This window comes from Aeromonas sp. 2MA4, assembly GCF_029237305.1.
Lineage (GTDB): Bacteria > Pseudomonadota > Gammaproteobacteria > Enterobacterales > Aeromonadaceae > Aeromonas > Aeromonas salmonicida.
The window spans coordinates 208,471-234,894 of record NZ_JAACFY010000003.1; the positions used below are offsets into that span (position 1 = coordinate 208,471).

Genomic DNA, 26,424 nt, shown 5'->3' on the forward strand with positions numbered 1-26,424 from the left:
ACCCCTTACTTGAGCGGAGAGTTTTTGCGGTCGATACCGTAGCGCTCGATCTCCTTGTAGGAGACCACGGTGGACTTGCCCTTCTTGGGGTCGACCAGGGTGACCCGATCGGTACAGGAGTAGCAGGGATCCAGGCTGCCGATAATGAGCGGCGCATCGGCGACGGTATTGCCACGCAGCATGTAGCGCAGGGCGGGCCAGTTGGCGTAGGTGGCGGCGCGGCAGCGCCAGCGGAACAGCTTCTGGTTGTCGCCGGTCATGCTCCAGTGGACGTTCTCGCCACGGGGCGCTTCGGTAAAGCCCAGTGCAAACTTGCCCGGCTGATAGGTGAATCCTTCGGTCAGCAGCGGCCCTTCCGGCAGGTGTTCAAGGCCGAACTCAATCATGTCGAGGGAGTCGTAGAGCTCGTGGATCCGCACCAGCACCCGGGATTGCACATCGCAACCCGCCAGGGTCTGGATCTCCATCGGCAATTCGCGATAGGCGGCAAAGTCGTGGACCCGGCGCACGTCACGCTTGAAGCCGCTGGCTCGCACCATGGGGCCGACGCAGCTGAAATCGCGGGCGATTTGCGGGCCGAGGCGGCCTATCCCCACCAGACGGGAGGTGATGTTGGCGGTGTCGAGCAGCATGGCCACCAGCGGTTTGAGTTCATCACGGAGTTCGCGCACCAGCTGGGCGCCCTTGATGCGATCCTCCTTGAAGATGTCGCGGCGCACCCCGCCAATCAGGTTGAGGCCGTAGGTCTTGCGCGCGCCGGTCAGCAGCTCGGCCAGGGTCATGGATTTCTCCCGCACCCGGAAGAACTGCATAAAGCCGGTGTCGAAACCGGTGAAGTGGCTCGACAGGCCGATGTTGAGGATGTGGCTGTGCAGGCGCTCCACCTCCAGCAGCACGGCGCGGATCATCTTGGCCCGCTCGGGCACCTTAATGCCCATGGCGTTCTCCACCGAGGTGGTGTAGGCAACGCTGTGGGTAAAGCCGCAGATGCCGCAGACCCGGTCGGTCAGAAATGCCACTTCGTTGTAGCCCATGCGGGTTTCCGCCAGTTTCTCCATGCCGCGATGGACATAAAACAGCCGGTAGTCGGCATCTATGATGTCTTCCCCATCGACGAACAGACGAAAATGGCCCGGCTCGTCCGAGGTGATGTGCAGCGGGCCGACCGGCACGATGCGGTTGGCCTCATTGCCCAGCTCGTTGACGAAGGGGTAGGTCTCGGTGTCGGTGGTGGGCATCGGGCGCTGGCGGTAATCCATGGCGTCCTTGCGCAGGGGGTGGATATCCTCGGGCCAGTCATCCGGCAGCACCAGACGGCGTTCGTCCGGCAGGCCGACGGCGCGCAGGCCATACATGTCGCGGATCTCCCGCTCGCCCCACACCGCAGCCGGTATGGTCGGGGTGATGGAGGGGTACTCCTGCGAGGTGGCTTCGACCAGCACCTTGACGGTGATCCAGCTCTTGGTGTCGCCCTCCATGGAGAAGACGTGGTAGACGGCGAAGTGGCCATTGAGGCTGCGCTCGTCATTGGCAAACGAAACCGAGAGCCAGCCGCCCTGCTTGTGGAAGATCAGGCTGGTGAGGGCCACCAGGCTGGTGGGCTTGACGGTCAGGGTGGCCTGATCGGCGGTCTGCCACTGCTCGTCGATAATGGCGTGGGGCAGTTGCTGTCGCAGTTGCTGGATATAGTCGCAACCGATGCGATCCGAAATGGCGATGGTCATGCAGTTCTCACTTTATGTTCGGGAATGAGCAATCGGAAAAGGTGAAATCGAAAAAATCAGCTGTGATGGCGGGCATGAGTTATACCCCGACCAGATAGGCGAGCAGCGCCAGCAGGGCCAGCCCCAAGCCATAGCGGGTGAGCTTGTGGGTGCGCACGAACTGGGTGCGGGCCATGGAATTCTCGATAATGCCCGCAAGTCCAAAGGCCACCAGCAGCTTGCAGAGCAGGATCAGGGTGGCCAGCGCCAGTGCGGGCAGGCTCCAGTTCGCCGCCTTGCCGAAGGGGAGGAAGATCACCAAAAAGAGCTGCACCACCACTAGCTGCTTGAGGCCGATGGAGAGCTTGAGCAGGGCGAGACCTGCGCCCGAGTACTCGGTGAGCGGCCCCTCCTGCAGCTCCTGCTCGGCTTCGGCGCAGTCAAAGGGCAGCTTGCCCATCTCCACAAACACCGCGAAGGCGCAGGCGGCCCCCGCCAACAGGGTAGCGATGGGCGCGGCCAGCGGCTGGGTGGCGACGTAGCTGCTGATGTTGCCCAGATCCGAACTGCCCACCATCATCGCCATGATGAAGCAGGCGAGCACCAGAATGGGCTCCACCAAAATCCCTAAGGTCAGCTCGCGGCGGGCACCGATCCCGGCAAACATGCTGCCGCTGTCCAGCCCCGCCAGGGAGAAGAAGAAGCGGAAGATGGCGAACAGGTAGATGTCGGTGATGAGATCCCCGGCGATGGGAAAGGGGGACTCGTGGGTCAGGGTCGGCAGCGCCATCCCTACCAGCAAGAGGGCTGCGATCAGCAGCGCCGGCATCAGGTTGAAGATGATACCGGCAGGCTCCGGGGTCACCTCCTGGCGGCGCAGGAGCTTCCCGATATCCCGGTAATCCTGCAGCAGGCCGGGCCCCTGACGGGAGTGCATCTTGGCCCGCAGCACCCGGTTGAAACCGGTGGCCAGCGGCGCCAGCGCCAGCATGGCGATGGCCTGGGTCAGGGCGAGGGCAACCATGCCCCAGCTCGGCATTTCAAGAACAGGCATATCAGACTCCTACAGCCATCAGGATAAAGAGCGCCAGCACCAGGCCGTGCAAGAGCCAGCCAGCGGCCGAGGGAGACGCGCTCACCCCGTGCAGGGCGGTGGCCAGATCGAGCTGGGGCTGTTTGCGATAGAGCGGTGCGCAGAGCTGGCGCAGGGTATGGGTGACACCGCCGGAGGTGAGGCTCATGCGCTCCTCGTAGGCGTAACCGCAGGCCCACGGCGTACCGGCGTGACGACGACCCAGCTTGGGCCCCTTGAAGATGGCCACGACCAGCAGCGGGATCAGGAACAGCCCCAGCAGGGTGATGGCAATCACCGGCGGGGAGAGGATCGCCTGTGAGCTGTCGAGCGGCAGCAGGGTTGCGCCAGTGGCCACGCTCATCTGGCCCATGAGCTGAGAAGAGACGAGGGCCTGACCGTAGCCGCTGACAAAGGGGGCAATCCAGGGGGCGCCCAGACCCAGCACCAGACAGACCGCTGCCAGCAGCAGGGTGCCTGCCACCATGGCATTGGGTACTTCGCGGGCCTGACTCGCTTTTTCGCTACGCGGTGCGCCGCAGAAGCAGATGCCATACACCTTGACGAAACACATCACCGCCATGGCGCCGGTCACCGCCAGCATCACCACCGCCAGCGGGGCGACGACGGAGGTGCCGAGTTTGGTCATGGAGAGGAGCGCCTGATAGATAAACCACTCGCTGACAAAGCCGTTGAGGGGCGGCAGCGCCGAGATGGCCATGGCACCGATAAGGAACGCCAGCGCGGTCCAGGGCATCAGTTTGGCCAAGCCACCCATCTTGTCCATGTCACGGGTGTGGAGGCGGAACATCACGGAGCCGGTGCCCATAAAGAGCAGGCTCTTGAAGATGGCGTGGTTGAGCAGGTGATAAAGGGCGCCGAGCAGCCCCAGCACCACCAGCGCCGGTTGCTGGTTGGCGATTCCGATCATGCCGATCCCCATCCCCATCAGGATGATGCCGATGTTCTCCACCGTGTGGTAGGCGAGCAGCCGCTTGAGATCGTGCTCCGCCAGCGCAAACAGCACCCCGAGCACTGCCGAGCAGGCACCGAAGATCAGCACCATGTAGCCCCACCAGAGCTGGCTGGCACCGAGAAAATCGATGCTGACTCGCAAAATGCCGAACAGACCGAGCTTCACCATTACTCCAGACATCAGCGCCGAAATATGGGAGGGGGCGACGGGCTCTGCTACTGGCAGCCAGCCGTGCAGCGGCACGAAACCGGCGCGCAGGCCAAAGCCGCAGAAGCTGAGCAGGAAGACCAGGGATGCCAATGCGCCCGCCAGATGGTGTTCACGCAGCGCGGCGAACTCCAGCGAACCAGACTCGCGGCAGAGCAGCCAGAAGGCGACCAGCACCAGCGCCATACCGATATGGTTCATCACCAGATAGAGGCGGCTCTGTTTGGCGGCATCCGGATTGGTCTTGACCAGCCAGTAGGTGGTGAGGGTCACCAGCTCGTAGCAGAGCAAAAAGCCCAATGCGTTGTCGGCCAGCACCATGCCCACCATGGCGAACAGGAAGAGGTTCATCAAGACGCCAATGGCCACATCCCCCTTGCCCTGATATTCGCGGATATAGGCAAAGGAGTAGAGGGAGACAGCCAAGCCCACGAGCGTGATCACCAGCAGCATCAGCGCGGCCAACATATCCAGATGGACCGAGCCCAGCAGCCAGATCTGGCCGTCGATCGGTGCATCTTGGGCCAGGGCCTTGATGGCGGCAACCACGCCGACCAGCGAGCCCAGCAGGGCGAAGCCACTATTGAGACGGTTTGCCAGCCAAGGCTGCTTTTGCAGCAGCAGACCGGCGGCAGCGCCCAGCAAAAAGAGCAGGAGCGTGGCCATAACAAGGGGGGACAACATCAGCAGGCTCCTTCAGTGATTGAAGCGTCGGGTGAAACAGGCGCAGTCGTGGCGGTCGAGCAAGATGCGGTCGTGCAAGCAGAGGCCGAGAAGGCGGGGGCACCTTGCGGGTGAGCATTGGCCGCTTGCAGGCGGCGATCGCGGGCGGCGTTGGCACAGGCCATGTCGTTGACGATGCTCAGTGACTGGGAGGGGCAGGCACTGACACAGGCGGGGCCTTCGGCGCGAAACTCGCAAAGATCGCACTTGACCGCAATGCTGCGCACGCCCGGCTCCCAGCTCAGCAGATCTTCGCCAAAGCAACGCAGACCAGCGGAGGTGGAGGGGTTGCTGGAGCGGATGGAGCAGGGAATATAGGTGTCGTAGCTGTTGGCCATGGCCACTGGACGGCTGCCACCGCTCTGGATGGCGCCGAACGGGCAGGCCACGGCGCAGAGGTTGCAGCCGATGCAGAGGGATTCGTTGAGCTGCACGCAATCGCCGGTCTGGGCAATTGCCTCGACCGGGCACACCTTGATGCAGGGAGCATCGTCACAGTGACGGCACTGAACCGGCATGGTCGCCTGCTCGTGTCGCATAACGGTTAATCGGGGGGCTTGCTGCAAACCTTGCGCCTTGTGAACCGTGCTGCAGGCCGCCATACAGGTGCCACAGCCGATACACAGCTTGGGGTCAGCGATAACGAAGCGGTTCATAGCCTACCTTGTCGTGTCGCGAACGGAGAGAATAGGGGCAGGATGGCAAAATGCGGGCCAAATCTGAGGTGATGCCAGAAATGAGTTTAAGCTACTGTTTTTAAATGGCTTTAATTTTTATATCGAGCCATGGCGAGGACGCAGCACAGTGTCGAATTGTGACATTCGTCACTTGTGACGAAGGGCGGGAGAGGTTTCGTCACCCCGTAAAAACGGTGTCGACAGGGAGGGATACGGGGTAGTGATGAAGGGCGGAAGGGTTATTCGTCTGCGGTAGGGAGTGGGGTGCAAAGAACGAAGTGAATTGCACCGCTAATTAAATGCGTAAGAGCAGAGGTGCAATGCGCTGCGCTTATTGCACCCTACGGTACTGGTTAGCTGATCTAGCCTTCAAGGAACCGCTGTATTATGCACTCTTGTGAGTGCTCTCCTCTTGGCCTGCGTGTACTGTGTCACAGTACTCGAGTTGTAGCTTGAATGCCTTTCTGTTTGCAGATTTGAAATTTTCGGGCATAGGGGGGAGAGGTGTGTTCATCGATTTGAGGCGTGTGTTTAAAAAATTATTTAAAGGGACGCATGCGCGAGCATCCCTGCATATGAGAGAAGTATTCAAAGGGAGTGGCTTTACCAGTTTGCCACCCTGTGTGTGTGACCAATACCCTGTGCCAATTCCGCCTGGCATGACAATTGAGGCTTATGTAGTCCGATTCTTGGTATCAGAGGCGAGCCTGACGCAGTTATTTCAGATCTGCCTGCATGCTGGTTATGTGGTTAATCCAAATCTGAGCACTCAGGTCATGATGAAGAATGCGCAGCATTTGCCCGTCCAAAAAATGATGCTCTTTCTGTACCCCGCATTTGGAGGTGTTATTGTCTCGTTTGCTTGCAATGATCTTGACGTGCTTGCCGCTGTTCAGTGCAGTGCTTTGCAGCCGCCACTGCCAGCAGAGTCATTTCCCTGGTTTGAGCCCGAAAACGTGGGGTCACTACAGGGGGATGTGGAGTATTGGTGGGATTATCTGTGGTTGCCCTTCTGGGTTTCACTAAGTCTGCAAGAACAGGCTGATCTTGCGCTGGAGCCAGAGTGGCGTGAGTTTATGGAGAGTCATCATATACCTGATGATCCCGTGGTTGCGGGTTAACATCCTTCCTCTCCCTGTTCTGGTTTATCAAGGCCAGCATTCCTGCCGCGCTGACCTTATCCTTTTTGGCCCTACATCGTAACCGCGTGTTTGTGAACGCTTGTCAGAGGTTTTCGACGTTCGATCTGGCGTGCCTGTCAGCCGGTGTCGAGCTCGTCACTTTTGTCGTGTCGATCACAGTGATGGCCTGCTGTCGTCATCGTCACCGGCCTGAGAGTCTTAGTCTACGATTCTGATTACTCCTTTATTTTCAGTTGCTTGCCAACTTCATTTCGCTCATTTCCTTTTCTGGTCTGATAAATGCTTTGTGGGTGAGCCGGCTGCGTCGTCGGTGTTCGAGTGTGCGCCCCCTGGGCGATGACACTTGGGCACGCAGGGCGATGCCAGTGCGGCAGTAACGAACCATTTAGGATCCCTCTCTATGAACAGCTTCGTGATTGCAGATCCCAGTCTCTGTATTGGGTGTCGTACCTGTGAGGTGGCGTGCGCCGTGTCACACCAGTCAGGCTCCTGTACGGGAACCCTTGAGCGGGGAGGCGGCCTGCATCTTGCCATCGAGGATGGACATCTGGTCTCCAGGGACAGCTATTTTCAGCCGCGCCTGAAGGTGATTGTGGGCAGCAAGGTGACCACGCCCGTGCTCTGCCGCCAGTGTGAAGACAAGCCGTGTGCCCTGGCCTGCCCCAACAATGCCATCGTCAGCGAGGATGGTTGCGTCAAGGTCATACAAGCGCGCTGCATCGGCTGCAAATCCTGTGTGGTGGCCTGCCCTTATGGCGCCATGAGCGTGGTGATGAAAGAGGTGGCGCCCGCAGCGGATGCGCTGTTCAAGCGCCCGCAGACCAAGGCGCAAGCCTTGAAGTGCGATCTTTGCCGTCATCGCGAGGCGGGCCCAGCCTGCGTCGAGGTGTGCCCCACCCAGGCGCTGCGTCTGGTGACCCCCGAGATCCTGGAGACGCTAAGCCGGCAGAAACAGCTGGCCAGTGTCGAGGCGATGGCGTCCTGTTTGCCCGGAGCGTGATGGTCCACCCATTGGTGGTGCCCTCCGTTTATCGTAAACAAACAAGAGTGTGAGTCATGAAAAAAGTCATTACCGTCTGCCCTTATTGCGGCACCGGTTGCAAGATCAACCTGCTGGTTGAAAACGACAAGGTGGTGGGCGCCGAAGGCGCCAACGGCCGAACCAACGAGGGGCAGCTGTGCCTCAAGGGGTTCTACGGTTGGGATTTTCTCAACGACACCAATCTGCTGACCCCCCGTCTCAAGAGCCCCATGATCCGCCGCGAGCGCGGTGGCAAGCTCGAATCCGTCTCCTGGGATGAGGCTATCGCCTATGCCAGCAGCCGTTTGGCGGCCATCAAGGCCAAGTATGGTGCCGACGCCATCATGACCACCGGCTCTGCCCGGGGGCCGGGCAACGAAGCCAACTATGTGATGCAAAAATTTGCCCGCGCAGTGCTGGGGACGAACAACGTCGACCACTGCGCGAGGGTGTGTCACGCACCCTCAGTCTCCGGTCTGGAGACAACTGTAGGCAACGGCGCCATGAGCAACGCCATTCCCGAAATTCAAGATGCCAAGTGTCTGCTGGTGTTTGGTTACAATGCTGCCGATTCTCACCCCATAGTGGCGCGCCATATCCTCAAGGCGAAAGCCAGGGGCGCCAAGCTGATCGTCTGTGATCCGCGCATGGTGGAAACCGCCCGCATCGCCGATCAGTGGCTGCCGCTCAACAACGGTTCCAACATGGCGCTGGTCAATGCCTTTGCCAATCTGCTGATCACGGAGGGGCTCTACGACAAGGAGTATGTCGCCAACTACACGGAGGGGTTCGACACCTTCAAGGCCACGGTGGCCAGGTACACTCCGGAATACGTGGAGGGGATAACCGGCCTGAAAGCCGCGGATATCCGCGCCGCCATGCGCACCTATGCCGAGTCACCCGCTTCCATGATCCTGTGGGGCATGGGGGTGACCCAATACGGTCAGGCGGTGGACGTGGTGAAAGGACTGGCAGGGTTGGCGCTGCTGACCGGCAACTTCGGTCGCCGCGGCACCGGCTGCGGCCCGGTGCGCGGGCAGAACAACGTGCAGGGCACCTGCGACATGGGGATGCTGCCGCACCAGTTCCCGGGCTATCAGTCCGTGAGCGACCCCGCCATCAGCGCCAAGTTTGCCAAGGCGTGGGGCGTGCCGTCCCTTTCCCAACAGCCCGGTTATCGTCTGACCGAACTCAGTCACAAGGTGGAGGAGGGCAAGTGCAAGGCCTTCTACATCTTCGGTGAAGATCCGGCCCAGACTGAAGCCGATCTGGCCCAGTTCAGGCGCACCCTGGGCGGCATGGAGCTGGTGATAGTGCAGGACATCTTCATGACCCAGACCGCCGAGATGGCTGACGTCATTCTGCCCGCCACCAGCTGGGGCGAGCATGAGGGGGTCTACAGCTCGGCGGATCGCGGCTTCCAGCGCTTCTACAAGGCGGTGACGCCGCCCGAGAACGTGAAACCCGACTGGGCGATTTTCTCGCTGATGGCCACCGCCATGGGGTACCCCATGGAGTACCAGAACACACAAGAGATCTGGGACGAGATGCGAGCACTCTGCCCCCTCTATACCGGGGTCAGCTACGACAAGATGGCGGATCTCAAGAGCGTGCAGTGGCCTTGTCCGACCGAGGATCATCCGGGCACCAGTACCCTGTTCGAGGGGAATGTGTTTACCACCCCGAGTGGCAAGGGTCAGCTGATTGCCTCCGAGTGGCGTGCACCGCTGGAGCAGCCCTGCGCCGAATATCCGCTGGTGCTTTCCACAGTGCGGGAGGTAGGGCACTACTCATGCCGCTCCATGACAGGCAACTGCTCGGCGCTGCAGACCCTGGCCGATGAGCCCGGCTATGTGCAGATCCACCCGAGCGATGCGCAAAAGCTTGGGGTGAAGGATCAGGGGCTGGTGTGGATCTCGTCGCGACGCGGCAAGGTGATCACCCGGGCCAACTACAACGAGCGGGTCAACGCCGGAGTGGTCTACATGACCTACCAGTGGTGGATCGGGGCGTGCAACGAGCTGACCATAGAGCACCTTGATCCCGTCTCCTACACCCCAGAGTACAAGTACTGCGCGGTGAAGATTGAGCGCATTGAGGATCAGCCTGAGGCGGAAGTGTACGTCCAGACTGAATACAGCGCGCTCAAGGCGAAATTGCGCAGCGCCGCCAAAGGGTAATCGTCGTTAAATAAAGTGGATCCAGGCTCTGTTCACAGGGCCCGGATCCCCTCATCCTTTTTTCAGCTGGCAGGTGTCCTTCATGAAAAATGAATTAACTCTCTCATTCGGGATCTTTTATGTTTCCGCTTATTTTCTGGTGATGTTATTGGGGCTGGTCTGCTTCTGGTGGCACGATGAGTTGATATTTCTGCTGGGGTTCGGTTTCTTCGGCTGTTTTATCGCCGCGCGCATCGCCATGGGCGCCGTACTGGCGGCACTGAGCGTGCAGCTGGCCTGGTTGATTGCCTTTCTCTCCACCACCCTGGTCAACTGCCTGCTGATGTGTCTGATGACGCTGACCATCTACCTGACCCATCAGGTCGTCTCGGCAGAAATAGCTGACAATATCAGTGGGTTATTGATGGCCTTTCAACTGCTGTCGGCCGGTTTCATCCTGGGTGGGCTCAAGCTCTATCACTACCAGATTATCTCATCTTGACCCTGGCAGCATGGGGGCTGTTTGGTCACGATATACAGCGAACGGTACCGATAGTGCGGCTCTGATAGCGCTGTGGCGATAATGATGTTGCGATAGTGGCGCAATATTGACGGTCAATGTTGACATATTTCAAGGTGGTGAGTGGATATAGGCCAAGGCTGGCTTGGTTGTAATGCCAGTGGCACTACTTTATTATGCATCAGCCAGTGCGACGCTATTTCAAAGTATGTTAGTTTTTATAATTAAGCGTTAAGTTTTTAAAAATTAATTATAACATCTGACGAATATGGCTGACGCTGTGCTTACCGTCGTGGCTGACTGCAATCTTTTGCCCATATAGATGTAACGTGAGGCCAGAATGCTGAATGTGAGTGCCATTCCGTTAACCGACATCTCCCCCATCTGGGATGACGGCTTTCTCTCCCTCTCCAAGAACCTGCTCTCCGCCGTCACCCTGGATGATTTCATCAAGAAGCTGAACCGGATTGACGCCTGTTTTGGTGGTGTGACCCGGGTCAACCTGATCCTCAATCTGGGGGCGGGGGAGGAGGCCCTCTTCTACTTCATGGAAGAGAGGGGCCCACAGCACCTGATCTGCGCCAAGGCTGATCTTCATTTTTCCAAAGAGCAGGCCATAGTGCTGCCAGCGGCCCGTTTTGATAACCGTTGCGATCTGCTGGCCAGTACGCCCGTCTATGATGGGCTGCAATCTTATTGCCAGCTGCCCATCACCACGGCACGCAGCCATTTGGGGGGCGTGGAGTTCATCAGCCCGCAGGCCAATGCCTTCCCGATGGAGACCCTGGCCAAGCTGACCCAGCTGGCGGCCATCGTCGCCATTGCGCTCGAAAACGTGCTCGACAAGGAGCGCACCCTGGAGCAGGCCAACTCCCTGCGTCTGGAGCGCGACAGCTGCAAGATCCTGGTGGATGTCACCAATGCGGTGATTAAATTGGTGCGCATCGCCGAGCTGCCCAAGAGTCTCTTCACTATCCTGCAGCACCACTTTGCCATCAGCAGCCTGTGTCTGGCGGAGTACAACGCCACCTCCGACAGCTTCAAAAGCTATCTGGTCAATCAGCAGGAGTGCGATCAGCCCGGCATCATCAACCACTCCTGTTTCGAGAAGAACTGTCTGCAGGGGGCGCTCGGCCATAGCGAGCCCTTCTTCGTTTATCGCGAGCATGGTCACGGTTGCGATTCGAGCTGCCGCTTCAGCACCCAGATACTGCCGGCCGATGCGGACAGCTCCTGCATACTGCCGCTGCGCTATCGGGGCAATCTGCTGGGGGTCTTGATCCTCTCCCACCCGGATGCGGACTTCTTTGCCGACATCGATATCTCCCTGCTCGAACAGGTGGCGGCCCGCACCGCCATTGCCATGAACAACGTGCAGGCGCAGCAGGAGATCTCCAACACCAACGGTGCCCGCGAGAAGACGATCCGGGTGGCGGAGCTCGAGCCCAACGCCGATTTTTCCAGCATCATCTATCAAAGCGCCGCCATGGAGAGCGTGCTGGAGAAGGTGAAACTGGTGGCCCAGAGCGATTGCTCCGTGCTGATCCTGGGAGAAACCGGCACCGGCAAGGAGCTGATCGCCCAGGCCATCCATAGGCTGAGCGATCGCCGCGCACAGGAGATGGTGAAGGTGAACTGCGCCGCCATTCCCACCGGTCTCATCGAGAGCGATCTGTTCGGCCACGAGAAGGGGGCCTTCACCGGCGCCCTGGCCCAGCGTATTGGTCGCTTCGAGCGGGCCCACAAGGGCACATTGTTCCTCGACGAAGTGGGGGACATGCCGCTGGATTTGCAGCCGAAACTCTTGCGGGTATTGCAGGAACACGAGCTGGAGCGGGTCGGCAACAGCAACCCCATCGCCATCGACGTGCGGCTGGTGGCGGCCACCAACTGCGACCTGCTCTCCATGGTCAAGAACAAGCGCTTCAGAAGCGATCTCTACTACCGGCTCAACGTCTTTCCCATCGAGTTGCCGCCGCTGCGCGAGCGGCGTGAAGACATACCGCTGTTGGTCAATTTCTTTATCAAGAAGATCGCCAAGCGGATGCGCCGCAACATCACCTCGATCTCGGCCGATGCCATGAAGATGCTGGTGTCGCTCCCTTGGTACGGCAATATCCGCGAGCTGGAAAACATCATAGAGCGCGCCGTGGTGATGACCCGGGGCCATGTGCTCAACCTCTCCCCCGACGAGCTGATGCCGCTCAAGGGCTTTCACAAGATTGAGACTCTGGTCTATGACGAGCCCGAGCAGGCCTTGTTCAAGGGCGGCAACGGCCAGCCTGATGGGAAGGAGGACGAGCGCCAGACCATCATAGACACCTTGCGCGAATGCAACGGCATAGTCGCGGGGGAGCGGGGCGCCGCCAACCGGCTTGGTATGAAGCGCACCACACTGCTGTCGAAGATGAAACGGCTCGGTATCTCGGCGAAAGCCCCCCAGACCCTCAACTAAGGGGCACTACAGATGTTGCTCGAACTCGATAGCGATACCCCGCAGGCGCTTTGCGCCCACCGGGAAGTGGTTCATTACCAGCGCCACGGCGTTACCACGGACAGCGATATGCTGTTGCCCTCGGAGACACCGGTGGCACTGGTCTACAACGGCATCGCCCACAGCGTCATGATGTGTTCAGCCGCTGATCTGGAGGATTTTGCCATCGGCTTCTCGCTCTCTGAGGGGATCATCGACGGTCTGCAGGACATCCACGATATCGAGCAAGTTGACGGCTGTCAGGGGATCGAGCTGCACATTACCCTGGCCAATCGATGCGTTCATCGCCTCAAAGAGAAGCGGCGCACCCTGGCGGGGCGTACGGGATGCGGCATCTGCGGCAGCGAGAGCCTGGAGCAGGTGGTGCGCACCCTGCCGCAACTGCCGGACAGCCAGCGCTTCGAGGTGACCCTGATCGACAAGGTGCTGGCGGCGCTGCGGCCCTTGCAGTTGCTGGGGCAGAGCACGGGCGCCACCCATGCCGCCGTCCATGTGGACGGGGAAGGCAATATTCTCGCCATTCGCGAGGACGTGGGGCGCCACATAGCGCTCGACAAGCTGGTGGGGCACCTGCAGCGCACCGGTCGGCGTGACGGCGCCATCCTGGTGACCAGCCGCGCCAGCTTCGAGATGGTGCAAAAGTGCGCCAGTGCCGGGGTGGAGATCCTGCTCGCCATCTCGGCTGCTACCGAACTCGCGGTCGAGCGGGCGGAGCAGACCGGGCTCACCCTGGTGGGCTTTTGCCGCCCGGGCCGTGCCGAGATCTACAGCGGTCGTCAGCGAATCGGGCTGGGGTAGTGCAGCCATGGATGCCGGGTTATCCGATCGGTGGTTTGCGAGGGCCGGCAGGCACAAGGCCATTGGCGGACGGGGGGCGGCTCGGGTATAGTCCTGCGCCAACAAGATTGGTTCGGCCGGGCGAAGAGCAACCCGCACCCGTAAGGGTGCCTGAGGTGGCCGCCCGCCGACACAGCGTCAAAGGATACTTAGCCCATGAAATTCAGCCCCCTGCTGGATGAGATGATGAAAGCCCTGCAGGTGCTGCCGGGTGTCGGCCCCAAGTCGGCCCAGCGCATGGCCTTTACCCTGCTCGAGCGTGAGCGCAGCGGCGGCTTGCGTTTGGCCCAGCTGCTCAACCGGGCGCTGACCGAGATAGGCCACTGCAGCCACTGCCGCACCTTCACCGAGAATGCGCTTTGCGAGATCTGCGCCAATCCCAAGCGCGAAGAGAGCGGCTTGCTGTGTGTGGTGGAGAGCCCGGCGGATGTGGCTGCCATCGAGCACACGGGCCAGTTCTCCGGCCGTTACTTCGTGTTGATGGGGCACCTGTCCCCCCTCGATGGCATAGGCCCCGAGGAGCTGGGGCTGGAGATCCTGGAGCGGCGTCTGAAGGCGGAGTCCATCAGCGAGCTGATCCTGGCCACCAACCCCACCATTGAAGGGGATGCCACCGCCTGGTATATCGCCGACATGGCCCGCGCCGCTGGTGTCAAGGTGAGCCGGATTGCCCATGGGGTGCCGGTAGGTGGCGAGCTGGAGCTGGTGGATGGCACCACCCTCTCTCATTCCTTGATGGGGCGTCAGCCCCTGAACTGAGTCCGCGTCAGCCCCTGAACTGAGTCCGCGTCAGCCCCTTAATTGAGTCCGTGTCAGGCTCACTGTTTCTCAAACCCGCTTCGGCGGGTTTTTGTTTGGCTGCTGTTCGGCGCATCGGGGGCGTTGGCGTAAAAATCGCCATTCGCACTGCCAAGATATTTTTCCCCCTTGAAATGGGGATCCACGGCCCCATCTTGTATCAGGAATATGTTCAACCCGAATCGCCTGAGGATAGTGTCGATGACCCAAAGCGTTCATGCCGAAACCCACGGGTTTCAGACTGAAGTCAAACAACTGCTGAGCCTGATGGCCCACAGCCTCTACTCCAACAAAGAAGTGTTCCTGCGCGAGCTGATCTCCAACGCCTCCGATGCGGCGGACAAGCTGCGCTTCAAGGCGCTTTCCGATGCCTCTTTGTTTGAAAACGACGGCCAGTTGCGCGTTCGCCTGGTGGTTGATAAAGAAAATCGGACCCTGACCATCTCTGATAACGGTATCGGTATGACCCGTGATCAGGTGATCGAGCATCTGGGCACCATCGCCAAGTCCGGCACCGCCGAGTTCTTCAAAAACTTGTCCGGTGATCAGGGCCGCGACTCCCAGCTGATCGGTCAGTTTGGTGTGGGCTTCTACTCCGCCTTCATCGTCGCCGACAAGGTGACAGTGGTCTCCCGCGCCGCCGGTACTGCTCCAGAGCAGGGCGTACAGTGGGAATCGGAAGGGGAAGGCTCTTTCACCGTGGCCGATGTGACCAAGGAAGGCCGTGGTACTGACGTCATCCTGCACCTGCGTGCCGAAGAGGAGGAGTTCCTCGACGACTGGCGTCTGCGCGCCGTGGTTGCCAAGTATTCCGACCACATCAGCGTGCCGGTGGAGATGTTCAAAGAGGGCACCCCGGATCGCGAAGAAGATGGCGAGACCGTCGTCGGCACGCCGGGCGAGTGGGAGCAGGTCAACCGCGCGACCGCACTCTGGACCCGCAACCCGAAAGAGATCAAGGACGAGGAGTATCAGGAGTTCTACAAGCACGTTGCCCACGATTTCGAAGATCCGCTCTTGTGGGGTCACAACCGGGTGGAAGGGGCGCAGGAGTACACCAGCCTGCTCTACGTGCCGGCCCGTGCACCGTTCGACCTCTACAACCGCGAGCAGAAGCACGGCCTGAAGCTTTACGTGCAGCGCGTCTTCATCATGGATGACGCCGAGCAGTTCATGCCGACCTACCTGCGCTTCGTCAAAGGGGTGCTGGACTCCAACGATCTGCCCCTCAACGTCAGCCGTGAAATTCTGCAAGACAACAAGGTGACCGTCTCCCTGCGCAAGGCCTGCTCCAAGCGGGTGCTGACCATGCTGGCCAAGCTGGCCAAGGATGACAGTGAGAAGTACGCCAAGTTCTGGAGCGAATTCGGCAATGTCTTGAAAGAAGGCCCGGCCGAGGATTACGCCAACCGCGAAGAGATTGCCAAGCTGCTGCGCTTTGCCAGCACGGCGGGCGAGGGCGAAGCCCAGACCGTCTCTCTCGAGGATTATGTTGGCCGTATGAAAGAAGGCCAGCAGAAGATTTACTACATCACCGCCGACAGCTTCGCCGCTGCAAAGAACAGCCCGCACCTCGAGATCTTCCGCAAGAAGGGCGTCGAAGTGCTGCTGATGTGGGAGCGTGTGGACGAGTGGCTGATGAGCCACCTGACCGAGTTCGATGGCAAGCAGCTGGTCTCCGTCACCCGTGGCGAGCTGGATCTCGGCGATCTGGAAGATGAAGCCGCCAAGCAGGCGCAGATCGATGCCGAGAAGGCCAACGCCGGCCTGGTGGAGCGGGTCAAGACCAGCCTGGGTGAAGCGGTGAAAGAGGTACGTGTCACCCACCGTCTGACCGATTCACCGTCTTGCATCGTCACCGATAACCACGGCATGAGCACCCAGATGATCAAGCTGATGCGCGCCGCCGGCCAGCCGGTGCCGGAGCAGAAGTACATTCTGGAACTGAACCCGGATCACGCTCTGGTGAAGAAACTCGACACCATCGAAGACGAGGCGCTGTTTGGCGAGTGGGTCACCCTGCTGCACGAACAGGCCCAGTTGGCAGAGCAGGGCGGTCTGAATGATCCGGCGAGCTTCGTCTCCCGTATCAACCGTCTGCTACTCCAGGCATGATGTTTCGGCCCACTGCATGCAGTGGGCTTTTTTTATGTGGCGCTTGTCCGACAAGGGGCAAGCGCCTCTCTTCGTTATTGAGGGGCGCTGCATTTTCACTCATTTTTTCAGGGCAGCATTGCGGCTCGAGTCGCCTCGCCGCTGCGGGAACATGGTGAAAAATAAGCCACTCACACGGGGCAAGCTTGTGAAAATGAGCGAAACCGTGTAGTTTTTTGCCTTCTCAAGAATTGAATAACCAATCAATAGGAGCGTGTATGCGCATTGTTCTGTTGGGGGCTCCGGGTGCCGGCAAAGGTACTCAGGCTCAGTTCATCATGGAAAAACACGGTATTCCGCAGATCTCCACCGGCGACATGCTGCGTGCGGCGATCAAGGCGGGCACCGAGCTGGGCCTCAAGGCCAAAGCCGTGATGGACGCAGGTCAGCTCGTCTCTGACGACATCATCATCGGCCTGGTCAAAGAGCGTATTGCCCAACCAGATTGCGCCAACGGCTTCCTGCTGGACGGTTTCCCGCGCACCATTCCCCAGGCGCAAGCCATGAAGGATGCCGGTGTCGTGGTCGATTTCGTGCTGGAATTCGATGTGCCGGACGAAGAGATCGTCAAGCGCATGAGCGGTCGTCGCGTTCACTCCGGCTCCGGCCGTACCTACCACGTGGTGTTCAACCCGCCGAAAGTGGAAGGCAAGGATGACGTGACCGGCGAAGATCTGGTGATCCGTGCCGACGACGAAGAGACCACTGTGCGCAAGCGTCTGGATGTGTATCATCAGCAGACTGCGCCGCTCATCGGTTTCTACGGTAAAGAGGCGGAGGCGGGCAACACCCGTTACGTCAAGATTGATGGTACCCAGCCGGTGGATCAGGTCAGCAAGCAGCTGGCGAGCATCCTGGGCTAAGCCCGACATTGCGAAAATGAGCAATGGCACTGTGCCATTAGACAAGGGTCCATGCAGGGCCCTTTCTTGCATTCAGATAGAACAACAGAAAGACAGGAAGCAATCGTGACCACAAAAACCGGGATCTTGCTGGTCAATCTGGGTACCCCAGCCGCGCCAACCACGGCGGCCGTCAAGGCCTTTCTCAGCCAGTTTCTGCACGACCCGCGAGTGGTCGACTTGCCTCGCTATCTCTGGTGCCCGCTGCTCCACTTCATCATATTGCCAACCCGCTCTCCCAGAGTCGCCAAGCTTTATCAGCAGGTGTGGACCGAGCAGGGTTCACCCTTGATGGTGATCAGCAAGCAGCAGCGTGCTGCACTGGAGCAGGAGCTCAAGCGGGAAGGGGTCGATGTGCCGGTGGAACTGGCCATGACCTATGGCTCGCCCTCCATGGACGATGGCTGGCAGGCGCTCAAGGCCAAGGGGGTCAACCGGGTGATACTGTTGCCGCTCTATCCGCAATATTCGGTCAGCACCACAGCCTCTGTGTTTGATGCCTGGGCCAAGGCGATGAAGAAAGAGCGCAACCTGCCTGTGGTGCGGCTCATTCGTGATTACCATGCCCACCCCGAATACATTCAGGCGCTGGCCATGAGCGTGCGCCGCCATTGGGAGCAGCACGGCCAGGGCGAGCACCTGCTGATGTCGTTTCACGGCATTCCCGAGCGTTACGAAAACGAAGGCGACCCTTATGGTCACCAGTGTCGTCGTACCGCCGCCTTGCTGGCCGAGGCGCTCGAGCTTGAAGCCGGGCAGTGGACGGCTTGTTTCCAGTCCCGCTTTGGCAAGGAGGAGTGGCTCAAACCCTACACAGATGTGACCATCGCCGGTTTGCCGGCAGCGGGCATCAAGCGGCTCGATGTGGTCTGCCCGGCCTTTGCCGCCGATTGTCTCGAAACCCTGGAAGAGATCGAAGTGCAGAACCGGGAGATCTTCATGGAAGCCGGTGGCGAGCAGTTTGAATACATACCTGCGCTCAACAGCGATCAGGCCCACATTCGCATGATGGTCTCCCTTATTTGCCGCGAGCTGGCATGATGGTCTCTTTCATGTGCCGCCAGCTGGCATAAGTTTCCCGCGTTCAGAACCCAAGGATAAGGAGTGTCATGATGATGCATATCACGTTGATTTACGCAGGCCTGCTGGGGCTGCTGTTTCTGTTGCTCTCCTTCTGGGTGGTCAAGCGCCGTGCCCAGTTCAAGGTGATGATAGGGGAAGGGGAGGCGCCCGAGATGCGCTCCGCGATCCGGGCTCATGGCAACTTCGCCGAGTATGTGCCGCTGACCCTGCTGCTGATGGCCCTGTGTGAACTGGCTGGGGTGGGGGCGTTCTGGCTCCATGTCGGCGGTCTTTGCCTGCTGGTGGGGCGCATCCTGCATGCCATCGGTATCCAGATCCCCAAGGCCCCCAACATGCCGCGGCTGTTTGGCACCCTGTTGTTCTGGCTGGCACTGGGGCTGTTTTCTGTGCTGGCACTGGTACAGGGGCTCTCGTTCGGCTGATCGCCTCGTCTCGGCCGATCCGAAAAACCACCTCCCTGCGAGGTGGTTTTTAAGATGAATCCCGGTAAACGTTTTCCTCTGCAGCCCTTGTCTATACTGACCCCATATTTTAATCAGGCGACTTTTCGGCACGGCGGATTGTGTTAAAATCCCGCCCCTCTTTCCCCCAGAGCACAGAAGATTGCCATGAAATTTCCCGGTCAGCGCAAGTCCAAACACTACTTCCCGGTCGACAGACGCGATCCTCTGATCCCGCAAAATCCCCTGCTTACCGAACTGGGCAAAGCCTATGTAGTGGGTATCGATCAGACACTGGTGGACATCGAAGCCCATGTGGATGAAGACTTCCTGAACCGTTATGGCCTGAGCAAAGGCCACTCGGTGGTGATCAGCGACGACGTGGCCGAGCGTGTTTACGAAGAGCTCAAGGCCAACAACATGGTGGTGAGCGAGTTTGCCGGTGGCACCATTGGCAACACAATGCACAACTACTCAGTGCTGGCCGACTCCCATTCCATCCTGCTCGGGGTCATGAGCCAGGACATCCGCATCGGCAGCTACGCCTACCGCTATCTGTGCAATACCTCTTCTCGCGTCAACCTCGACTACCTGCAGCCGGTCAATGGCCCGGTCGGTCGCTGCTTCACCTTCATTACCGAGGGGGGAGAGCGCAGTTTCGGCATCAATGCCGGCAAGATGGATCACCTCGATGTGGCGCACATTCCCGAAGCCATCATCAAGGAGTCCTCCGCTCTGGTGATCACCGCCTATCTGGTGCGCGGTGAAGATGGCACGCCCATGAAGGAGGCCGCCATGGCCGCCGTGCGCTACGCCCGCGAGGCCGGTGTGCCCGTGGTGCTGACCCTGGGCACCCGCTTCGTGATTGAAGGCAATCCCCAGTGGTGGCGCGACTTCATCGCCGAGAACGTGACAGTGCTGGCGATGAATGAAGATGAGGCCGAGGCCCTGACCGGTATCGCCGATCCCCTCGGCGCCGCCGACAAGGCGCTGGACTGGGCCGACATGGTGCTCTGCACCGCAGGCCCCATCGGCCTCTACATGGCGAGTTACACCGAGGAAGACTACAAGCGCGAGACCACCCATACCCTGTTGCCCGGCGTCATCCCCGAGTTCAACATGTATGAGTTCAGCCGCCCCATGGCCCGTGACAAGTGCCGCAATCCGGCGCGCATCTACTCCCACATCTCCCCTTACATGGGGGGCCCGGAGAAGATCAAGAACACCAACGGGGCAGGGGATGGGGCCCTGTCTGCCGTGTTGCATGACATGGTGGCCAACGCCTATCACCGGATGAATGTGCCGAACTCCGCCAAGCACCTGTCCGAGTTCCTGACCTACTCCTCCCTCGCCCAGGTGTGCAAGTACGCCAACCGGGTGAGCTATGAGGTGCTGGCCCAGAGCAGCCCACGTCTTTCCCGTGGTTTGCCCGAGAAGGAAGACAGCCTGGAAGAGGTTTACTGGGAGCGTTGATCCCCCCCGTTTTCCCGTATCGAGAAAGGCGCCCAACAGGGCGCCTTTCTGTTTTGGGGCTGGATCATGTTTCTGACGCTCAATTGGCTATGGTCATGGACATTTATCAAGCTGGCGACATACCTTGTTAACAAACTGTACCAAGGTCGGGTTCACGCTATGTTGAGGCAATGGAGTATTGGCCACCGGTTATTGCTGGTGGCGTTGATGGTGCTGGTCATAGTGGCTGCGCTCCTCGTTACCTGCCTGCGGGTTTATCATCAGGGATTGATGGCGGAGAAGAGCAATCAGACCCGCGCCCAGGTGGAGACCGCCTACAGTCTGGTCGCCGGTTTCGAGGCGAGGGCAAGACAGGGTGAGCTGGACGACGCTAGTGCCAGGACCCAGGCCCTGGCGGCCCTGCGGGGATTGCGGTATGGCCAGGACGACTATTTCTGGGTCAATGACAGTCATCCCACCATGGTGATGCATCCCATGAAACCCGAACTCGATGGCAAGGATCTCTCCGGGGTGGAAGACAAGCAGGGGCTCAAGCTGTTTGTTGCGTTTGTCGAGCGGGTCAAGCAGCAGGCTGCCGGTGGTGAGGTGGCTTACTACTGGCCCAAACCCGGCGTTGACGAGCCGGTTCGCAAGATCTCCTACGTCAAGCTCTTTGCCCCCTGGGACTGGATCATAGGTACCGGTGTCTATGTGGATGATGTCGATGCCCAGTATCAGGAAGTGCTGCGCACCCTGCTGGGGATCGGTGCCGTCTTGGCCTTGCTGTTGCTGGGCGCCGTGACCCTGATTGGGCGCAGCATAGTGACACCGCTGGCTCAGTCCGTCTCGGCCCTGGGCAATATTGCAAAGGGTGAGGGGGATCTGCGTTTTCGTCTGCCAGAGAGCGGACGAGACGAGGTGAGTCTGCTGTCGGCCAATTTCAACCTCTTTGCCAACCAGATGGCCCAGTTGGTGGCTCGCACCCAGCAGATCGCCTATCAGAACCGGGAGGCGGCTCATCAACTGGAGCAGGTTGTGGTGCGAACCAGCGCCATCGTCACGGATCAGGAACAGGATACCCAGCGGGTCGCCGATGCCATGGCCCAGATGACCATCAGCAGTCGCGCCGTCGGCGTGAATGCCGAGCAGGCCGCAACGGCAGCCGACACGGCGCAGCACCTGGCTCAGCATGGCCGCCAGGTCGTAGCGCAGACCATTGCCACCATAGGGCAACTGGCCGATGAGATGGAGGAGACAGTGCAGGCGGTGGCGCGTCTTGAGCAGGACACCAAGCAGATAGGCTCAGTGCTTGACGTGATCAGGGGGATCGCCGAGCAGACCAACCTGCTGGCGCTCAATGCGGCCATTGAAGCGGCGCGGGCCGGTGAACAGGGGCGTGGATTTGCGGTGGTGGCCGATGAGGTGCGTACACTGGCGACCCGCACCCATAACTCGACCGACGAGATCCGGCAGATGATCCAGCGGTTGCAAGAGGGGGCTGGCAAGGTGGCGACCGGGATTGGGCAGTTGCAACAACTCTCGCGTTCGACGGCAGAGAAGGCCGGGGATGCCGAGGGCGCCATCGGTGACATTGATGAGGCGGTCGGCACCATCATGGCCATGAACAATCAGATAGCTGAGGCCGCCAGTGAGCAGAGTCGATCGACGGACGAGATCACGCAACGCCTCTCCGCCATCACCCAGCTAGCCAACAAGGCACTTGCTGAAAATCAGCGCACAGGGCAGGCGGCAGGTACCTTGGCTCACTCCAGCGATGAGCTGAGTGCCCTGGTGGTGCGATATCGCACTTAATGAGGGGGGCTCCCGCCTTTTTAGGGATTTGACTTGAGTCTGGGGGGCTTTTGGGACACCATCTGCCCCATTCTTGGCCAGCACTGGCCGACAGCCTGTAAGAGAGAGACCCCATGAGCAAACTAACTGACAATCTTGACGCCAATTTCAAACTGTTCATCGAAGAAGTCCGCGAGTCGGGTCAGGTCTGGGGCTTGCGTTACGGTGAAGACTGGGTTGTCTGCCGCTCTGCCGAATTCGAAGATGCCGATGTGATGCCGCTCTGGTCCGCCGAAGTAGATGCCCGTCTGCACTGCGTAGACGAGTGGGCTGACTACGAGCCGGAAGTGATCGAGCTGGAAGAGTTCCTCGACATCTGGATCAATGACCTGAACGAGGATGATGTGCTGATCGGCCCGAACTGGAACGCCGATCTGGAAGGCCAGGAGCTCGAGCCCATCGAGCTGGCCAAGGCGCTGGTTGAACTGGACGCCTGAACAGTTCTGCATTGATGGATGGCCCCTAACAAGGTCACCGGCAGCAACAAAGAACCGATATCCGCAAGGATGTCGGTTTTTTTGTGGCCCAGCGCCATCATGATGGATTAAAAGGCGATTTGGCTTTGCACCTGTCAGGGGGATGGTCCATCATCACTCTTTTGCCGATCGGGAGGAGCCATGTTTGTATTTGACGTAACCGGCGTTGCAGGGGAGCGTGCCGAGATCCGGGTCCAGGCGCTGGACTGGGGGCAGACAGGCCCTGTCACCTTCAGCTGTGATGACGATAAACTGGCGGTGCTGCTGCTCACCGACTGTCGCTGTGATGCGGTCGGCTTCTTCAATCTGCTGGCCGGCAGCAAGCCCCTCTATGTGGAACAGTGGCTCTCTTATTTGCAGGAGACTGGCCGTATCGCCAGGCAGAGCAGCCAGCTGGAGAGCCCGGCCCAGACCGATTACCTCGCCAGAGCCGGCTTTGAACATGAAGAGCTCAATGCGCTGCTGGGTCAAATCTATCAGGTGGCGGGTTTCAATCGTCTGCAGATCAACCGTTACCTCAAGAATCGCCACAATCCCACCACCCTGGCGACCCGTTACGATCAGAAAGAGTTGGAGCGCTATCGCCAGCTCAACGACATCATTCTGACTCTGCTGAAGTTGAAACGTCCTCAGTAAACAGCCCCAGCTGGCTGATGTCCGGTCGCAGCGGTTGCGGCCTGGCGATGAGATAGCCCTGCAATCCGTCCACATACATGCCTTGCAGCAATTGCTTCTGCCCCAGTTGCTCCACCCCTTCTGCTATCACCTGGCAACCCATACGGTGTGACACATCGACGATCATCCGCACGAACTGCTGGTTGGTCAGATCCTGCTCCAGCCCTGTGATGAGGGCGGGATCCAGCTTGATGTAATCGGGTTTGAGTTCACGAAACAGGTTGAATGATCCTATTCCCTTGCCGAAGTTGCAGATGGCGGAGCGACTGCCGTTGCGCCTGAGCAGCTCGAACACCCGTTTGGCCCCCGTCATGTTGCGCTCCAGATGCTCCTCATCCAGTTCGAACACCAGATTGGCGCTGGTGTTGGGATCCTTGAGCAGCTGCCTGTCCAGCCAGATCAGGAAGGTGCTGTTTTGCAACAGGTTGCTGGAGAGGTTGATGCCCCAGCGGCTCTGGTTGGCGCCAAATGCCCGGTACTGGCGCATGATGTGAACCACCAGCATCTGTTCCAGCTTCATCACCATGTCGAGGCGCTGGGCCATGGCAAACAGGGTGTCCGTTGGCAGCACAGTGCCGTCAGCACTGCTGAAGCGGGTATAAATCTCGTTGTAGGCCAGCATGCTGCGGTGCATGGATTGGATGGGTTGATAGGTGAAGCTTATCCGTTCCTGATCCAGCAGCTCGTTGAGCACCAGTTTCCAGTGGTGCTGACCCTGCAAGTCGACTACCTCATCATCGTCCTGCTGGATGGCCCAGCCGTTGATTGTCTCCGTCTGGGCGCGAGCGAGTGCCAGATCGGCCCGTGCCAGTATGGCTTCTATCTTCTGCCCGCTGCTCAGGCGCGTCAGCCCCGAATAGGCAGCGCTTTCCAGCTCGTGCTGCTGTTGATAGTGGTCAAAGGCAATCTTCAGATCTCGCCCGAGCAGGGGGGGCGGTATGTTGGCCACCGGCTGCACCAGCACGGCGAAGTCGGCCCCCGAGATACGATAGACCTGATGGCCGGGAAAGCGGCTCACCACCCGGGTGATAAGATTGGCGATGTCCTTGATATAGGCATCCCCCGACTGAAAGCCGCGCTGGGCATTGAGTTTGCCAAGCTCGGTGGCACGGATCAGCACCAGGGTGGCGGTCTGGGTATCCTGATCCCGTTGCAGCAGAGCCGTCATGTCGCGGCGAAATGCGTGGCGGTTTTGCAGCTGGGTCAGCTCATCCTGAGTCGCCAGATTGTGCAACTCGTCTATCTGGCGATGGGCATCAAGATCGGCTTCATTGAAGTGAGAAAGCAACTGCTGCAGTGCCGCCTGGGCCTCTGCCGTCTCCAGAACCGCAGGGTCACGCAGTTGCAGGGCTTTGATCCAGACGCGGTCCTGCTGGGCCCGTTCGGCATTGCGGGCGCGATAGGCCAGCATGAACAGCAGGCCGAAACCGAGCAGAGAGGTGCCAAGAATGAGTGTCAGGGTCAGAGGGGTTGCCTGTGCGGCGAGCCAGATGCCTTGCAACAGCAGCAGAGGAGCACAGGTAACGGCTGCGATCAGTAACAGGTTACTCCCGAGCTTGTTCAACATCTTGTCATCCTTGATGATGTTTGTGATGCTGAAATTCTAACCAAGCTCACGACGCAAAGCATGGGATACCGCTCAACTCCTGGAAAAGGGCCAATTGAAATCGGCTAAATGTGAGTGAAACCACTTTCATAAGCCCTTAAAAAGGCGAAGATGGGTTGAAAATAGATCAAACAAGGCAGAGGTAATTATGTTGTTAGAACCCGTAAATACTGCCAAAGCACGGCAACTATTGAATCAGAGTATGGCCTTGGTGCTCGCGGGGGGACGCGGCAGTCGCTTGAAGCAGTTGACTGACAACCGCGCCAAGCCTGCCGTCCATTTCGGCGGCAAGTTCCGGATCATCGATTTCGTGCTCTCCAACTGCATCAACTCGGGCATTCGCCGGGTGGGTGTGGTGACCCAGTACAAGTCCCACAGCCTGCTGCGCCACCTGCAATCGGGCTGGTCCTTCCTGCGCTACCAGATGAACGAATTCATCGACCTGCTGCCCGCGCAGCAGCGGGTGGACGAGGTGCACTGGTATCGCGGCACCGCCGATGCCATCTATCAAAACGTCGACATCATTCGCGACTACGGTCCCAAATACATAGTGGTGCTGGCAGGGGATCACATCTACAAGATGGATTACGCCGCCATGCTGCTCGATCACGTGCGCCTCGGCGCCAAGGTGACAGTGGCCTGTATCGAGGTGCCGCGCGCCGAGGCGTCTGCCTTCGGTGTCATGGACATTGACGAGCAGCGCAAGATCCGCGCCTTCGTGGAGAAACCGGCCAATCCACCGGCCATGCCCGGCTGCGAAGATCGCTCCCTGGCCTCCATGGGCATCTATATCTTCGAGGCGGAGTACCTCTATCAGCTGCTTGAAGAGGACATCAACAATCTGGAGTCCAAACATGACTTCGGCATGGACCTGATCCCGCGCATCGTGGGCGAGGGCAAGGCGTTTGCCCACCCCTTCACCATGTCCTGTGTCGGTGCCAAGGAGGGGCAGGAACCCTACTGGCGTGACGTGGGGACCCTGGATTCGTTCTGGGAGGCGAACATGGATCTCGCCTCCGTGGTGCCCGAGCTCGACATCTATGACGAGAGCTGGCCCATCTGGACCAGCCAGAACATGTCTCCCCCCGCCAAATTCGTGCAGGACAGAAACGGCCAGCACGGCATGACCATCAACTCCATGTTCGCGGGGGGATCGATTGTCAGCGGCTCTTTCGTACTCAACTCTGTACTCTTTACCAATGTGCGGGTGCACTCCTTCTGTACCCTGGATCAGGCGGTGATTTTCCCCGGTGTCGAGATAGGTGCCGGTTGCCGTCTGCGCCGGGTGGTGGTGGATAAAGGCTGCGTGTTGCCAGATGGACTGGTGGTAGGTGAGAACGCCGATGAGGATGTGCGTCGCTTCTACCGTTCAGAGCAGGGAATCGTGCTGGTGACCAAGGAGATGCTGGCCAAGCTGGCGTGAGAGAGAAACGTGAAACTGTGTCAGACGTTGTAA

General features: G+C 59.5%; 21 protein-coding genes. 16 read left to right on the forward strand and 5 right to left on the reverse strand.

Translation table 11 applies throughout. The annotated features are described in order from the left end of the window. Window positions 1-5: 5 nt before the first annotated feature. From GWQ31_RS05070 to GWQ31_RS05085, 4 genes are all read right to left on the reverse strand, one after another. Window positions 6-1,724 (reverse strand): hydrogenase large subunit, encoded by a 1,719-nt coding sequence (locus tag GWQ31_RS05070; RefSeq protein ID WP_275908801.1) that lies wholly within the window; start codon window positions 1,722-1,724, stop codon window positions 6-8. 79 nt (window positions 1,725-1,803) lie between these two features. Beyond that, window positions 1,804-2,757: an NADH-quinone oxidoreductase subunit H gene (locus GWQ31_RS05075; RefSeq protein ID WP_275908802.1), complete on the reverse strand. Its 954-nt coding sequence runs from the start codon at window positions 2,755-2,757 to the stop codon at window positions 1,804-1,806. 1 nt (window position 2,758) lies between these two features. Next, window positions 2,759-4,642, reverse strand: coding sequence for a hydrogenase 4 subunit B (gene hyfB, locus GWQ31_RS05080; protein WP_275908803.1), 1,884 nt, complete (start codon window positions 4,640-4,642; stop codon window positions 2,759-2,761). After that, window positions 4,642-5,337, reverse strand: coding sequence for a 4Fe-4S dicluster domain-containing protein (locus GWQ31_RS05085; RefSeq protein ID WP_275908804.1), 696 nt, complete (start codon window positions 5,335-5,337; stop codon window positions 4,642-4,644). Before GWQ31_RS05085 ends, hyfB begins: the two co-directional genes overlap by 1 nt. A 473-nt stretch (window positions 5,338-5,810) precedes the next feature. Between GWQ31_RS05085 and GWQ31_RS05090 the strand changes: the two genes are divergently transcribed. The 15 genes from GWQ31_RS05090 (at window position 5,811) to GWQ31_RS05160 (ending at window position 23,323) form a co-directional block, all read left to right on the forward strand. Continuing rightward, window positions 5,811-6,479, forward strand: coding sequence for a hypothetical protein (locus GWQ31_RS05090; RefSeq protein WP_146612909.1), 669 nt, complete (start codon window positions 5,811-5,813; stop codon window positions 6,477-6,479). Between the two features lie 421 nt (window positions 6,480-6,900). Continuing rightward, window positions 6,901-7,500 carry a 4Fe-4S dicluster domain-containing protein gene (locus GWQ31_RS05095; protein ID WP_275908805.1) on the forward strand — a complete coding sequence of 200 codons (600 nt, stop codon included), beginning with the start codon at window positions 6,901-6,903 and terminating at the stop codon, window positions 7,498-7,500. Between the two features lie 56 nt (window positions 7,501-7,556). After that, on the forward strand, window positions 7,557-9,701 hold the full coding sequence (fdhF, locus tag GWQ31_RS05100; RefSeq protein WP_275908806.1) for a formate dehydrogenase subunit alpha: 2,145 nt from the start codon (window positions 7,557-7,559) through the stop codon (window positions 9,699-9,701). An 82-nt stretch (window positions 9,702-9,783) separates the two neighbouring features. Continuing rightward, window positions 9,784-10,182, forward strand: a complete 399-nt coding sequence (locus GWQ31_RS05105) for a hypothetical protein (RefSeq protein ID WP_275908807.1) — start codon at window positions 9,784-9,786, stop codon at window positions 10,180-10,182. 358 nt (window positions 10,183-10,540) lie between these two features. Further along, window positions 10,541-12,655 (forward strand): sigma 54-interacting transcriptional regulator, encoded by a 2,115-nt coding sequence (locus GWQ31_RS05110; protein WP_275908808.1) that lies wholly within the window; start codon window positions 10,541-10,543, stop codon window positions 12,653-12,655. Between the two features lie 12 nt (window positions 12,656-12,667). Continuing rightward, window positions 12,668-13,492: a formate dehydrogenase accessory sulfurtransferase FdhD gene (gene fdhD, locus GWQ31_RS05115; RefSeq protein ID WP_275908809.1), complete on the forward strand. Its 825-nt coding sequence runs from the start codon at window positions 12,668-12,670 to the stop codon at window positions 13,490-13,492. Between the two features lie 195 nt (window positions 13,493-13,687). Continuing rightward, entirely contained in the window at window positions 13,688-14,290 is a 603-nt protein-coding gene (gene recR, locus GWQ31_RS05120) for a recombination mediator RecR (protein WP_042871452.1), read from the forward strand. Between the two features lie 240 nt (window positions 14,291-14,530). Beyond that, complete coding sequence (gene htpG / locus GWQ31_RS05125; RefSeq protein ID WP_275908810.1) at window positions 14,531-16,444, forward strand: molecular chaperone HtpG; 1,914 nt, start codon at window positions 14,531-14,533, stop codon at window positions 16,442-16,444. Between the two features lie 257 nt (window positions 16,445-16,701). After that, window positions 16,702-17,346, forward strand: coding sequence for an adenylate kinase (gene adk, locus GWQ31_RS05130; protein WP_021139171.1), 645 nt, complete (start codon window positions 16,702-16,704; stop codon window positions 17,344-17,346). A 105-nt stretch (window positions 17,347-17,451) separates the two neighbouring features. After that, window positions 17,452-18,426 carry a ferrochelatase gene (gene hemH, locus GWQ31_RS05135; RefSeq protein WP_275908811.1) on the forward strand — a complete coding sequence of 325 codons (975 nt, stop codon included), beginning with the start codon at window positions 17,452-17,454 and terminating at the stop codon, window positions 18,424-18,426. Window positions 18,427-18,497: 71 nt separating this feature from the next. Continuing rightward, window positions 18,498-18,890, forward strand: coding sequence for an MAPEG family protein (locus GWQ31_RS05140; protein ID WP_021139169.1), 393 nt, complete (start codon window positions 18,498-18,500; stop codon window positions 18,888-18,890). A 186-nt stretch (window positions 18,891-19,076) separates the two neighbouring features. Beyond that, window positions 19,077-20,381 carry an inosine/guanosine kinase gene (locus GWQ31_RS05145; protein WP_021139168.1) on the forward strand — a complete coding sequence of 435 codons (1,305 nt, stop codon included), beginning with the start codon at window positions 19,077-19,079 and terminating at the stop codon, window positions 20,379-20,381. 159 nt (window positions 20,382-20,540) lie between these two features. Then, window positions 20,541-22,172, forward strand: coding sequence for a methyl-accepting chemotaxis protein (locus GWQ31_RS05150; protein WP_275908812.1), 1,632 nt, complete (start codon window positions 20,541-20,543; stop codon window positions 22,170-22,172). Window positions 22,173-22,285: 113 nt separating this feature from the next. Then, window positions 22,286-22,648, forward strand: coding sequence for a DUF2750 domain-containing protein (locus GWQ31_RS05155; RefSeq protein ID WP_005315249.1), 363 nt, complete (start codon window positions 22,286-22,288; stop codon window positions 22,646-22,648). Window positions 22,649-22,828: 180 nt separating this feature from the next. Next, window positions 22,829-23,323, forward strand: a complete 495-nt coding sequence (locus tag GWQ31_RS05160) for a hypothetical protein (protein ID WP_005315253.1) — start codon at window positions 22,829-22,831, stop codon at window positions 23,321-23,323. Here the strand turns inward: GWQ31_RS05160 and GWQ31_RS05165 are convergent. Continuing rightward, on the reverse strand, window positions 23,286-24,929 hold the full coding sequence (locus GWQ31_RS05165) for a GGDEF domain-containing protein (protein WP_275908813.1): 1,644 nt from the start codon (window positions 24,927-24,929) through the stop codon (window positions 23,286-23,288). The genes GWQ31_RS05160 and GWQ31_RS05165 overlap by 38 nt on opposite strands. 187 nt (window positions 24,930-25,116) lie before the next feature. On the opposite strand from GWQ31_RS05165, the gene glgC reads away from it, so the two are divergent. Continuing rightward, the gene (glgC, locus tag GWQ31_RS05170; RefSeq protein WP_087755565.1) at window positions 25,117-26,391 is read left to right on the forward strand and encodes a glucose-1-phosphate adenylyltransferase; all 1,275 of its coding nucleotides are present in this window, start codon (window positions 25,117-25,119) and stop codon (window positions 26,389-26,391) included. Window positions 26,392-26,424 lie beyond the last annotated feature (33 nt).